The following is a 12572-nucleotide window of genomic DNA, read 5'->3' on the forward strand; positions in this document are numbered from 1 at the left end:
GCGCCGGCGAATCTGCCTGTCATAGTCGCAATTGCCCCTCAATGCACGTGACCACGGAGCCGCCGATCCAGATCTCGTCCCCGAGCCGGTTTATCCGCAGCTGTCCCGCCCGGCCCATGCTCAAGCCCTGGCTGACGGTATAGGAATCGGGCGCCAGCCCCTCCGCCAATAACCATTGGGCAATCCCGGCATTCAGGCTGCCGGTGGCCGGATCCTCGGGCATGCCATCACCGGAAATGAACGCACGCACCTCAAACTGGGCCGCGTCACCGTCGCGCTCGGAATCCCACGCCGCGATGACGCCTACCGCCAGGCCCTGCATCTGCGAATGATCCGGTTGCAAGTTCAGCACCTGCTGCCGATCCTTGACCATCACCGCGAGCCATCCCGCGCCGTTGTCCACCCATTGCGCGCGGACAATCTCGTCACGGGTGATTCCCAGACCGCGCTGCACCCGCTCCATGACGTCGGTCTCGACCGGCCCGGACCTCAGGAGCGGCGGCGCGAGGAAAGCGAGTTCCGATCCGTCGCGCCTTATTCTTACCAGCCCCACGCCGCACTCCTGAACGATCTCCGCTCCCTTGGGCACGCCGCCCGCTTCCAGCCAGGCGTGGCAAGTGCCCAGGGTCGGATGCCCGGCAAATGGCAGTTCGCTCAGTGTCGTGAAGATCCTCACGCGATAGTCGGCGCGAGGGTCCTGTGGTTCAAGAATGAAGGTGGTTTCACTCAGATTGGTCCAGTTTGCAAAGGCCGCCATGCGCTCATCGCTCAGAGTGTCGGCATCAAAGACTACCGCCAGCGGATTGCCCTTCAGCGCAGTTTGGCTGAACACATCGAGTTGCTTGAAATGGAACGAATCCATGCACCGTCCTTATTGAGGAATCGTAAGACCACGCACCACCGCCGGCCGCGCCAGGAAGCGCTCCAGCACCCGGGTGACGTTCGGGAAGTCATTGATGCCGACCAGATCGCCCGCCTCGTAGAAACCGATCAGGTTGCGCACCCACGGAAACGTGGCGATGTCGGCGATGGTGTAGCGCTCGCCCATGATCCAGTCGCGCCCTTCCAGACGGGTGTTCAGTACGCTGAGCAGGCGCCGGCTTTCTTCGACGTAACGGTCACGGGGACGTTTGTCTTCGTAGTCCTTGCCGGCAAATTTGTTGAAGAAACCGAGCTGGCCGAACATCGGGCCGATGCCGCCCATCTGGAACATCAGCCACTGAATGGTTTCGTAGCGCAGCGCGCCTTCCTGGGCGAGCAACTGGCCGCTCTTGTCGGCGAGATAGATCAGGATCGCGCCGGACTCGAACAACGGCAGCGGTTTGTCCTCGGGGCCGTGGGGGTCGAGGATCGCCGGGATCTTGTTGTTCGGGTTCAGCGACAGGAATTCCGGGGACATCTGGTCATGGGTGTCGAAGCCCACGCGGTGCGGCTCGTAGGGCAGGCCGATCTCTTCGAGCATGATCGAAACCTTGACGCCGTTAGGTGTCGGCAACGAATAGAGCTGAATCCAGTCAGGGTACTGCGCCGGCCATTTCTGGGTGATCGGGAACGCGGACAGATCGGTCATGTGTAGCATCCAGTCACAAAATGAAAGGCCTGAGCATAATCCACGATCAGCCCTATGGCTCGGGTTCTTTACACCCTCGCCCGCCCGCTTACTTAAATCCGCAACATCCTGTGATTAACCTTCCCTTCAATCGCAGGGGCCGAAAGGTAAAGTGCGGCGCACGCAGCCGGATCGAACCAAACAGGCCTCAGAGGGCTCCAAGCAAGCCATTGATGACAGGGAAAACTTCCGGCGTGCGAGCCCGGTGCAGAGGTTTGTCAGCCTTAACCGAACAGACTGAAGAACCCTATATCCCATGACGAACTTGATGAAATTCGCCAAACGCTTCAAACACCGCGCCTATGTGGCCCTGCCCACTCTGCTGGCGGTCAGCGCGCTGTTCCTGTCGCTGGAATCCAGCGAAAGCCGCGCGCAAACGGTGGACGGCACCCAGACCCTGGTGTTCCTGCGCCACGCGGAGAAACCTGCCGGTGGTCTCGGCCAGCTCAACTGCCAGGGCCTGAACCGGGCCATCGACCTGTCGACCCTGCTGCCGGAAAAATTCGGCAAGGCCGACTATGTGTTCGCCGCCAACCCGACGCGCAATGTCGAGGAAGGCGAACTGGACAACTCCTACAGCTACATCCGCCCGCTGATGACCATCAGCCCCGCCGCGATCAAACTCGGCCTGCCGGTGAACATCGAATTTTCGGCCAACGATACCAGTGACCTCGCCCGCGAGTTGACCAACGACAAGTACCACAACTCGACCATCTACACCGCGTGGTCACACGGCTACCTTCCTGAATTGATCAACAAGGTTGCCGGCAACGCGGTAGGCGGAAAACAGAAAATCACCGATGACTGGGAATCCAGCGATTACGACTCGCTGTATGTGCTGACGCTGACCTGGCACAACGGCAAGGCCAGCCTGCAGAGCCACAGCTACAAACAGGGGCTGGATAACGGCCAGGAAAGCTGTCCTACGTGAGCAGTGGGCAGCCGGGTCGGAGCCCTTCAGGGGTTCCGGCTCATCCGCTGACTCAGATATTCGACGACCGCTCCGCGCTCCCCCACAAACTCGATACGTCCACCTTTCTTCTCGCGCTGAAATACATACATCGGATCGTAATACTCGCGCAGCAACCCCTCGATCCAGCCCCGATGCAAATCCACCGCACCACTGCGGCCCTGCTCTGCCAGCGCTTCTTCCATCAGGAGCAACATCCGCCGATGCCGCTCGCCGCCCAGGCGCTTCTGCACATTGTCCAGGCTGGCCAGCAATCGCTCGGAAAACAGCGCAAAGCCTTCGTCCCCATGCACAGCGCAGAACTCGGCGGACAAATCCACCACATAGTCACGCAGGATCCGCTCGACACGGTTTTCAAAACTGTCCTCCAGCCAGACCATCGGGTATTGCTGCATGCCCTGATACAGCGGCAACGGCAACGCGCAGCTGCCGACCACCCGGCTTTCATCCTCAAGTACAAACTGATCAATGCCGGCGGCACGTTTTTTCAGAAAGTCGATGGCCAGCCGGTTCTCGAAATCGATGTTTGACGGCTGGCCGGTGGCGCGTTTGCCAAAGCTGGAGCCACGATGATTGGCATGCCCTTCAAGATCGATGCCGTTGCGCAGTTGCACCAGCACTTCGGTCTTGCCCGTGCCGGTCATGCCGCCCAGCAACACGAAATCACACTGGGCCGTTGCCTGTTCAAGGGTGTCGATCAGGAAGCCGCGCATCGCCTTGTAACCACCACCGATTCGCGGGTAGTCAATGCCGGCCTCGTCCTTGAGCCAACGCTGCACGATCTGCGAACGCAGGCCGCCACGAAAGCAATACAGATAACCCTCGGGATGCGCCCGGGAAAAATCCGCCCATGCCTGAATACGTTCGGCCTTGACCGACCCGGACACCAATTGATGGCCCAGCTCGATGGCGGCTTGCTGACCGTGATGCTTGTAGCAAGTGCCGATTCTCTGCCGCTCGATGTCGTTCATCAGCGGCAGATTGACCGCACCGGGGAACGCGCCCTTGTGAAACTCGACCGGCGCACGGGCATCCATCAGTGGCCGGTCGTTGAGGAAGATGTCGCGGTAGTCGGTGAAGTCGGCGGCCATCAATTCACCTCGACCGCGTGGCTCTGTCGCCCGATCAATTCACCGATCGGCTCAAGCGCGAGGCCGAGTTCGGCAGCGACGGCGAGAAATTCTGCATTGCCTTCGGGGGTGACGGCCACCAGCAGACCGCCGCTGGTCTGCGGATCGCACAGCACCCGTTTGTGCAATTCCTGCACCCGTCCGACCCGGCTCGAATAACTGTCGAAATTGCGCAGAGTGCCGCCGGGCACACAGCCCTGTTCGAGGTAGTACTCGATGCTCGAAAGACGCGGCACCCGATCATAAAAAACCCGCGCTGTCAGGTGACTGCCGTCGGCCATCTCCACCAGATGCCCGAGCAGCCCGAACCCGGTGACGTCAGTCATGGCGGTGACCCCGGCCAGTTTGCCGAAACGGCTGCCGGGCTTGTTCAGCGTACACATCCAGTCCCGGGCCACGCCGATGTCGTCGGGGCGCAGCTTGCCCTTCTTTTCGGCGGTGGTGAGGATGCCGATGCCTAATGGTTTGGTCAGGTACAGCAGGCAACCGGCGGTGGCGGTGTCGTTGCGTTTCATGAAGCGCTTTTCCACCAGCCCCGTGACGGCCAGCCCGAAAATCGGCTCCGGCGCATCGATCGAATGCCCGCCGGCCAACGCAATCCCCGCCGCATCGCACACCGCGCGTCCGCCGCGAATCACGTCTCGCGCGACTTCCGGCGCCAGCACATTGACCGGCCAGCCGAGGATCGCAATCGCCATCAGCGGATCGCCGCCCATGGCGTAGATGTCACTGATCGCATTGGTGGCAGCGATGCGGCCGAAATCAAACGGGTCATCGACGATCGGCATGAAAAAATCCGTGGTCGAGACAACCCCGCGCTCGGCATCGATTTCATACACCGCCGCATCATCGCGCGACGCGTTGCCGACCCACAGTTTCGGATCAAGGTTCTGCGCCCCGCTGCCGGCCAGAATCACCTCCAGCACCTTGGGCGAAATCTTGCAGCCACAACCGGCGCCGTGGCTGTATTGGGTCAGACGGATGGGTTCTGTCATGGGGAGTCTCCGTAAGGCAGTGGGGCGAATACTAGCAGAGAGGGTGGGAAGCACGTCTCGCCAAACTGTCCCTCACTGCTTCCGAGGCTATCGCTGCACCTCAGCAAAGATCTCGGTGATCGGCCGATGCGGCTGGCGCTTTTGCAGTTGACGTACCTGCTCGCTCAGCCGCAGCAACTCTTCACTCGGTTTGGCCCACTGCTCTTTCGGCAGCGGCTCCGACCATTGGCGCATGGCCTCGGGCAGTGCTTGCTTGCCGATCCGTTCGAGACGGCGCACTTCCCATTCGACGAGGCGGTTGGGAATCGTCCACAAGGTCATGACGTGATAGAGGTACCAGAAAAACCCGGACAGCCGAGTGCGTGAACCTTCACGGATCTGCTGGTGCATGCGTGCGCGGGCATTGCGGAAGGTGTGCAGGCCTTCGTGGGGCGGGTCGTCGGGGCCTTGCAGGTCTTGCAGATCCTGGATCGATTTGAGGTCGTTGACCTCGTATTCCATGTAGCCGCGAATGGCTTCCCAATGGCTGATGGCGAGCGGCAGGCCGGCGCATTGGAATTCGAGGCTGGTGAGGGTTTCGCCTTCGTAGAAACCGATTCCCATGCCGTACTGGCGGTGGATGCCGTATTGGGTGGCGCCTTGGGCCTCGATGATCCAGGCGGAGAGGGATTCCCAGGGGACGAAGACCGGTTCGGTGGCGCCTTCGGGCATGAAGCAGACTTCGCGGCGTTGGCGGTTGAAGCGGGTCGGGATGATTGAGGCGCGTTTTTTGTGGTTGTGGTGCCAGACGCCGAGGCCGATTACAAGCATCAAACACCCTACAAAAACCGAAACCCCTTTCCCTACATCGAAAAGCCCCTGGATAGCATGAGAGACATCATCCCAGCCATTACCAAATAAAAAGAACATAGATCCGCCAATCAGGGGGAGCAGGAACGCAGCTGAAAAAGCGACGCTTAGTGGCCCACCCAGAATGACTTGCCATGAAAATACCTGTGGAGATCCCAGGCCAAAGTCCATGTAACAATCGTTCAGCTCACCGATATGTGGGCCGTAAGGTGGAATCGGTGATGGCAAAGGTAAAGGTGCCAGATAGGTGACTTTACCGCTCGGGAACGGCTCGATGTCTCCTGCCGCTCTAGGTGTCTCGACTTGCGGAATAACTACCGGTTCGACGTGATTATTCGGCATGGTCTGCCTGCTCCAGAAATTGGGTTTCAACCAGCAAAACCGGTGGTTTTTCTTTCACGAGCTGCGGAGCAACCACTGCAAAGTGCCCCTCTCCCCTTGGGTCGATATGAATGACACGGGTGCGGGATGTCCATTCACCTTTGTCATTCAGGTTTTGAATACAGATGGCCAGCTCCAGCGTTTCTTTCGCCGGGGTGAATTCGGAATCGGGATCTACCGGGTACTGCAGGCAGAGCACCAAGCCTTCCGCTGAAGACTTGACGATGCGCAGGCTGCGGAGGACTTCTTCGCTGACCACATCCTTGCGCTCTCGTGGGGTTCCGCGACTGTGAAGCGGCATCGAAATGCGGTGGGCTCCGACGCCCAGGAGGTGAGTAGCGTTCCCACCCAAAGGCGGCAAAAGATCACCCAACGTCAGCCTGGGTAGCACGAGATGGATATCGCTGGGTCTGGCTTTGAACAGCAGGTTCTTCAGCCAGGAGTCATACAGGCTGGGACCCAGTTGTGCGTAAGGCGCGTGGATCAGAAAGGCCAGATAACTTTGGTAGTCCTCGAGCGAGTGGTCACCGCGCATCTCGGCATCCCGGCTCCAGGGTGTGATTTTCAGCCACTTGTCGTGAGCGCTGAGGTTGTAGCGATTGAATAGCCAGGTGCCGCTCAGTTCCAACACAGTGAACAAGGCCCCGGCCAGATTGAAGCGGAAAAACACAGTGGAAAGGCGTGTACCAGCAGCCGACCAAGCGGCTGTTCTGGCCGCTTTATTCGGTGCGGTTAGCACCTTGAATGTGGCGTGGACAGTATTACTCAAACCATAGGCATTTACCGCCACCATTCCCCCGGCCCCCAAGATAGCCAATGAAGCTGTTTGCTGCGCATTTTGGCTTCCGCTACGAACCGCTTGCTGCCAATTTTGGTACTGGTTATTCAGACTGATCGCTGATGACACCAACCCAAAACCATAGGTGAAGGCGCCCAGCCCAACATGCAATTTCCCCATCTGCACATGTACGTGCTCCAAAGCAACGCTCTGCAACCCAGCAACAAGTGCCGTGCTACGAGCTTTCAAAGCCGTATCCGCCAAGCTTTGCGCCGCTGTAAACCCGGCCGCGCCAGTTGTTGCGAGAGCGCCATAAAGCGAACCCCACGCTCGCTTGTTCTTGATCTGAGTGGACAGCTCTTTGATTACCCCCACCAAATTCACCACCTGCACCAAAACCACCACCAATCCCATCCCTTCCGTCTTCACCAGACTCCCCGCCGACACCCCGCCCAGTCCCGCCCGGATATTCCCCAACAACCCACGCAGCTCCTGCTGCTGCGCCGGCGGAAACACCACCGTCACCCCTGCCCTTGCAGGCGTCGCGCCGTACAACCGGGCCGAGCGATCCGGCAGTTCTTCAATCGGGCTCAGTGCCCCTGCCAGTTGCGCTTCGATCCGGGTCAACTGCGCCCGCACCCGCACAATTTCTTCCTGCAACTCCATCGCCCGTGGAGTCTTGTGCCCCTGGCGATTCTTGTTGTGGGTGATCTGATTGCGTTCGCGGTTGAGGGTCATGAGGTATTCGCGTTCGCGCAGAACTTCCTTGATCGCCGTTTGCAGCGCGGACTGCTCAGCCGGGCTGGCGACGGTGAAGGTCACGCCGCTGGTTTTCGCCGCGTCGAACAGGCGCAGGCGCAGGGCTTTGGGCAGGCGCTGGAACAGTTCATCCAGATCGGGGATTTTCTCGCCCGACAGGTCGAAGCCTTCCAGCACACGGTTCAGGCCCAGGTTCAATGCCGGGCTGTAAGTGTCCTGCACCGCCGCCGCGACGACGCGGGTGTGTTCGGGCATGTCGTCGAGGGCCGGCAGTTGCGGTTGTTCGATCATTTTCAGTTTGGCCAGCCAGTCCGGCAGGTTGTTGAACGTGGCCATGAGAGCGTTGAACAGTGTCGAGTATTGCCCGCTCTGCTCCGTTTGCAGGCGCAGCGGCAAGGTGTAGAAGACGGTTCGGGTCAGTTCCGGGTGTTCCTCCAGATAACCGAGCACTTTTTCGCTCGCTTCATCGCTGCGGCACAGGTCCTTGAGGCAGGCGTATTCGGCGCTGAGGGCTTGATGGAGTTGCGCCGCCACTTGCGCGTCGTAGTACCAGGCCGAACGATGGAAGCGTCCGGCGACCAACAGTTGCGTGCGGTCGGCGGTGATGCGTTCGAGCAGGCGGTTCCAGCGACCAAGGTCGTCACGCAACAGGTTCAGTCGCTCGTCCATCGCCGGGCGGTCGATCAGGTCGTTGACCCCGCGTTTGCCGCTGAGCAGCGGGCCGTCGAGCACGTCCTTGATGCGCCGATCCTGATCCTTGCCGAGGCGGATCAGCGTCTCCAGATGCTGTTCGACAAATTCCTCGGGGGCGACGGCTTCGAAGTACTGGCGGGTATAAAAACGCCGATCCACCTCAGCCGTAGGGGCCAGACGATTCTGTCCCATGCCGTCATCAAAACCCTGAGCGCGCAGTTTTTGCAGTTCGGGCGGCGCCGGTCCATCGGCCTGGACATCCCCGCCCTTGTTCAAGTAATCGAGCAACGCCTTGCGCGTATTCTCGCGATCCGGCTCGGGCAACTGTTCCAGATCGGCAAACAGGGCTTTGGCCTGCGGCTGTTCGCTGGCCTTGGCCAATCCGTCGACATCGGCGCCGCTCAGTTGGCTCAGCGACTCGATGTAGCTGGCGAGCAGATAATCGCGCGCGTTGTTGCCGGTGTTGCTCCACTCATCGACCCAGCCGACCACGGTGTCCTGGTACTCGGCCAGATCGCGCATCACCCCCAGATCGTCGTTGACCAGCAGAAACAGCGTGTCGTCCTGATAGGGCCCGCGCACCCGGCCGAGGAATTCGCCGATGTGCGCCTCGCGAAAGCGCCGGGGTTGCTCCCACAGATAAGGTTCGCGCTCGTGCTCGGGGGCGTCGCTGACCTGCACGGTGGGCATCCGCGTCGCGTCCGCATCGGCAACCGGCTCGGCCCCCGCCGCCACTTCCGCCAGCCACTGCCGGGTCTGCTCGACGGTGAGCAAATGCTCCCCACCGGTCAGACAATTCACCGGTGCAAGATCGACCGCCTGCATGAAATGGTTGCGCTCTTCGCGGCTGTCCAGCACCTGATGGCATTTGCTTGCCGTCCACTGCACCTCGGCAAAGGTCACGTACAACGTACTTTGCCGGGGAAAGATCAGCGCCGGACGCTCTTCAATTGCTGTGCGCTGATCCTCGCTGACCTGTTTGCCCTGATGCAGCAGCGCCGTGACGATACCGTCGAGCATTCGGTATTCGTACAACTCGCCGCTGAGGCTGTCGATGATGTACAGCCAGCCATCACGCAGACGACGGATGCCCAGCGGGCGCGCGGTCAAGGTGTACGGCAATTTCAATTCGGTGCCCGGATCGAACGCTCTTTCCACCAGGCCGTAGCTCAGCGGCAGCAGTTGCACATGGGTTTGTTGCAGCGGGCAAGCTGCGGGCGCAACGATGGGGGCTTTCGAGGCGGCGGCAGCGTCGAGGATGGCGGGATGGGTCATGGGCGTTCCCTTTGACGGGCCCAACGCTGCGCCATATCAACGGCCAGCGCGATACGCTCGCCCGGTGATTGCAGCGATGGCGTGTGAAACAAGTGGTGGATTTGCGGGTGTTGGGCGATATCGCGGCTGTCGAGCAACGCCAACAGGTTGGCGTAGTTGAACAACTCGGATCGGCTGAGCAGGCCAAGCGCGCTGGCCTCGGCTTCCATTTGCTGCAGCGCTGGCCAGCGCTGGGTCAGGCTCTCTCCGACATGGAATCGGGAAAAGTGCTTCAACAGGTGCGCATCCAGATCCAGCAACGCTCGGCGCCGATCAACCTGATCCAGCGCCGCGTTCTGTTCAGGGTTCAGGCAATAAGGAACAGGAAGCTCCGGACATTCAGCCTGCCGAGGCCGATGGATGTGCCAGGCATCGTTGACGCAGTCCGCCGTCACCACACAGGTCAAAGGCCCGAACAAACGCTGATCGCCACTGGCATACAGCGCATGCACCACCCCGGCATCGGCCAGCCGCAACAGCGCCGATTGCCCGGCCGGCAATTCGACACTCAGCAGTTTGCGCAAATGCTCGCCAACGCTGTGCATCGGCGCGCAGCTGAACAACAGCACGCCCCACTCTTGCGCCGCGTGTTGCAGGAAGAACCGTGCCAATGGCTCGTCAGCCCGCTCGATGGCCACGAGCAGAGGCGACAGATCGCGCAGTGCCGCGAAGGGTGGCTGGTCATACAGAGCCAATGTGCTGACCGAAGGGCTGATCTGCCTCAACCGCGTTGGCAGATCACTGATCGTCGCCCCGTCCAGCAGCAAAAAAGCCTGTTGTCGGGTCCATGGCAAATCGTCAGGCAAATCAGTCAAAAGGCTCACGCGCTGGCAGCCTCGCAGATCAGGCAACGCGAGGCGCGCGCAGACACCAGGGCGTGGCGTTGCCGAATCGGATCAAATGCCACTTTCAACAACGGCAACGCCCCAGGCACCAACGGTTCCGCCGCCATTCCCGGCGCAGGTGCGCCGCCCTGCAGAATCGGCACGCTGCTGCAAATGCCTTCGGGCCCCAGCGTCAACCAATGCCCGCCGGCCTTGATCGTCACGTGAGTCCCGCCATCGATGACCACTTGCTGGCCTGCGCCAATATGGATCTGCTGGCCCGCGCTCAGGCGCTGACTGGCGACACGAATGTGGCGGTCGCCTTGCACCCACAGATGATCGTCCTGCTTGATTTCGGTCAGGCGATTGCCGTGTGTCAGGTGGTGTTCATCGCTGCGCAATTCATGACTGGCCACCCCGCCCACCACCACCGTGCTCTGGTTGTCGATCTGGACACGCTGGTCGTTGAGCACCAGCTGGACGAAGTCACGCTGGGCGCGAATGGCGATTTCTTCCGCGCCTTTTCTGTCTTCGATGCGCAGTTCGTTGTAACCACCGCCACCGGGGCTGCTCTGGCTGCGCCAGATACTGCGGGTCTGCTCCGCTGGCAGATCCAGCGGCACTGGCGTCACGGCGTTGGCTAAACAACCCAGCACGAACGGCTTGTCCGGGTCGCCCTCGGTGAACCCGACCAGCACTTCCATGCCGACGCGCGGAATCTGCACGCTGCCGTATTGGTCATGAGCCCAGCCTGTGGCTACGCGCAACCAGCAACTGGATTGTTCATTGAGTTGGCCTTCGCGATCCCACAGCAGTTGGACTTTCACCCGGCCGTAGGCATCGCAGTAAATCTCTTCGCCGGGCGGCCCGGTCACCACGGCATGTTGGTTGCCGTTGATTCGGGGTTTACGGTGTTCGAGGGCGGGGCGAAAAATGACGTCCCAGGGCGTCGCAACGAAGTGGTTGCGATAGCCCTGAGTGAAGTCGTCTGCGGTAGCGAGGTCGGTCGTTGACTCTTCCAGCACTTGCGGTTGCCGGCCAAGATGATCGACGCTGGTCAGCAGCCATAATCCGTTGTAATCGTCGCGTGGGTGTTCCCTCATGTCGACGAAACTGCCACTGCGCAGCAGGCTCTGATCGCTGCGCCCCCGGGCTTGACGGTAATCGGCGCGATGCCGCTCAAGGGCACGCTGACTGAGATGTTTACCCCGGTCACGATGAATGAACTGACCCGGAAAGCGGTAATCCTCAAGCACTGGAAGCCGTGCCTCTTTGGCTTCGGCGTCCAGTTGCACGGTTGGCTTTTCGAAGTGGTAATCACGGCGGCTGACGTGTGTGGTGCGGGTTTCCAGGCGGACGTTGAAGCGGTCTATGACCGCCGCTTCGGCCACCATGCCGCTGCCTTGTGCATAGGCCGTCGGTGCAGCCGGCGCAGGGAAGGCGCTTTGATCATCACCGAATACCAACAGGTGCCCATCGCGACTGTGCTGAAAATGAAAGTGCAGTCCTTCTTCTTCACACAAGCGCTGGATGAAGAACAAATCCGTCTCGTCAAATTGCACGCAATACAAGCGAGGCCGGTAATCGGCGCTGAGCTGGAAGCGCCAGGCATCCGGCTGCATGCCATGGTCACTCAACACACGAGCGATGATTTGCGGCACGCTCTGATGCTGGAAAATGCGTTGGTTATGACGATGGGCGAGATAGGCCAGATGAGGCACCAGAACAATCTGGTAGCGGGTCAGGCGTGTGCCAGAGTCACCTTGGGCGACCCGATGGATCTGGCCGTGAATGCCAGAGCCGTCCGGGCAGAACGACAAAAAGGCTGGCTGGTGCAGCAGGGATTCGAGATCAAGGTCGCGGCGTTCGCTGACCAGCTCGAGTTCGACCTCGTAGGTCTGGTTGAGCGCTTCCCTGGCCCGGAATTCGAAGACCTGAAGGTCGTGGGGAAAACCCTCTATTTCGAGTGTGAATACAACGGGTGTGCTGGCGCCAAGCATCCACATTTCCCTGTACCTTTTTCAGGCTCGGGACTTTGCGTGGGTCTACGGTTCGACGCAGTCAGGACAATCGTTTAATCGTGTAGGACATGTCCGTGATGCCAGAAACAGACCTGTAGTTTCAGCAAATTCCTACAGCAAGATCCAAGTGCCGGTGAAGGCAACTGCCGCTGGCTGTGATCGGGAAAAAAAAGGTTCTTCACGGAATCTCGGGAAACACACAAACAAGAACGCCGATTTGATTGATGATGTTCGTGCGAGCAAACACAT

At 60.3% G+C, this 12572-nt stretch carries 9 protein-coding genes; 1 reads left to right on the forward strand and 8 read right to left on the reverse strand.

Going from position 1 to position 12572, the window contains the following annotated elements:
- Nucleotides 1–19: 19 nt before the first annotated feature.
- Nucleotides 20–862, reverse strand: a complete 843-nt coding sequence (locus MKZ87_RS23920) for a PhzF family phenazine biosynthesis protein (RefSeq protein WP_085703303.1) — start codon at nucleotides 860–862, stop codon at nucleotides 20–22.
- Between the two features lie 9 nt (nucleotides 863–871).
- Nucleotides 872–1570, reverse strand: a complete 699-nt coding sequence (locus MKZ87_RS23925; RefSeq protein ID WP_085703304.1) for a glutathione S-transferase family protein — start codon at nucleotides 1568–1570, stop codon at nucleotides 872–874.
- A 295-nt stretch (nucleotides 1571–1865) separates the two neighbouring features.
- On the opposite strand from MKZ87_RS23925, the gene MKZ87_RS23930 reads away from it, so the two are divergent.
- The gene (locus MKZ87_RS23930; protein ID WP_085698923.1) at nucleotides 1866–2540 is read left to right on the forward strand and encodes a histidine phosphatase family protein; all 675 of its coding nucleotides are present in this window, start codon (nucleotides 1866–1868) and stop codon (nucleotides 2538–2540) included.
- Between the two features lie 26 nt (nucleotides 2541–2566).
- On the opposite strand, the gene mnmH is transcribed toward MKZ87_RS23930, so the two are convergent.
- The 6 genes from mnmH to tssI form a co-directional block, all read right to left on the reverse strand.
- Nucleotides 2567–3670: a tRNA 2-selenouridine(34) synthase MnmH gene (mnmH, locus tag MKZ87_RS23935; protein WP_266202052.1), complete on the reverse strand. Its 1104-nt coding sequence runs from the start codon at nucleotides 3668–3670 to the stop codon at nucleotides 2567–2569.
- Nucleotides 3670–4704, reverse strand: coding sequence for a selenide, water dikinase SelD (gene selD / locus MKZ87_RS23940; protein ID WP_085698919.1), 1035 nt, complete (start codon nucleotides 4702–4704; stop codon nucleotides 3670–3672). The genes mnmH and selD overlap by 1 nt, the downstream gene beginning before the upstream one ends.
- Before the next feature lie 87 nt (nucleotides 4705–4791).
- Nucleotides 4792–5514 (reverse strand): hypothetical protein, encoded by a 723-nt coding sequence (locus tag MKZ87_RS23945; protein ID WP_266202053.1) that lies wholly within the window; start codon nucleotides 5512–5514, stop codon nucleotides 4792–4794.
- A 370-nt stretch (nucleotides 5515–5884) separates the two neighbouring features.
- On the reverse strand, nucleotides 5885–9439 hold the full coding sequence (locus tag MKZ87_RS23950; protein WP_266202054.1) for a toxin VasX: 3555 nt from the start codon (nucleotides 9437–9439) through the stop codon (nucleotides 5885–5887).
- Nucleotides 9436–10302, reverse strand: coding sequence for a DUF4123 domain-containing protein (locus tag MKZ87_RS23955; RefSeq protein WP_085705226.1), 867 nt, complete (start codon nucleotides 10300–10302; stop codon nucleotides 9436–9438). Before MKZ87_RS23955 ends, MKZ87_RS23950 begins: the two co-directional genes overlap by 4 nt.
- Nucleotides 10299–12302 (reverse strand): type VI secretion system tip protein TssI/VgrG, encoded by a 2004-nt coding sequence (gene tssI / locus MKZ87_RS23960; protein ID WP_266202055.1) that lies wholly within the window; start codon nucleotides 12300–12302, stop codon nucleotides 10299–10301. The genes MKZ87_RS23955 and tssI overlap by 4 nt, the downstream gene beginning before the upstream one ends.
- Nucleotides 12303–12572: the final 270 nt, after the last annotated feature.

Origin of the sequence: Pseudomonas sp. MCal1 (assembly GCF_026341415.1) — a bacterium.
Classification (GTDB): Bacteria; Pseudomonadota; Gammaproteobacteria; order Pseudomonadales; family Pseudomonadaceae; genus Aquipseudomonas.

Bases quoted from the DNA above. Each gene is read 5' to 3' on its own strand.
- MKZ87_RS23945 (WP_266202053.1), bottom strand. From the start codon at position 5,514: ATGCTTGTAATCGGCCTCGGCGTCTGGCACCACAACCACAAAAAACGC.
- MKZ87_RS23920 (WP_085703303.1), bottom strand. From the start codon at position 862: ATGGATTCGTTCCATTTCAAGCAACTCGATGTGTTCAGCCAAACTGCG.
- MKZ87_RS23950 (WP_266202054.1), bottom strand. From the start codon at position 9,439: ATGACCCATCCCGCCATCCTCGACGCTGCCGCCGCCTCGAAAGCCCCC.
- MKZ87_RS23925 (WP_085703304.1), bottom strand. From the start codon at position 1,570: ATGACCGATCTGTCCGCGTTCCCGATCACCCAGAAATGGCCGGCGCAG.
- mnmH (WP_266202052.1), bottom strand. From the start codon at position 3,670: ATGGCCGCCGACTTCACCGACTACCGCGACATCTTCCTCAACGACCGG.
- selD (WP_085698919.1), bottom strand. From the start codon at position 4,704: ATGACAGAACCCATCCGTCTGACCCAATACAGCCACGGCGCCGGTTGT.
- tssI (WP_266202055.1), bottom strand. From the start codon at position 12,302: ATGCTTGGCGCCAGCACACCCGTTGTATTCACACTCGAAATAGAGGGT.
- MKZ87_RS23930 (WP_085698923.1), top strand. From the start codon at position 1,866: ATGACGAACTTGATGAAATTCGCCAAACGCTTCAAACACCGCGCCTAT.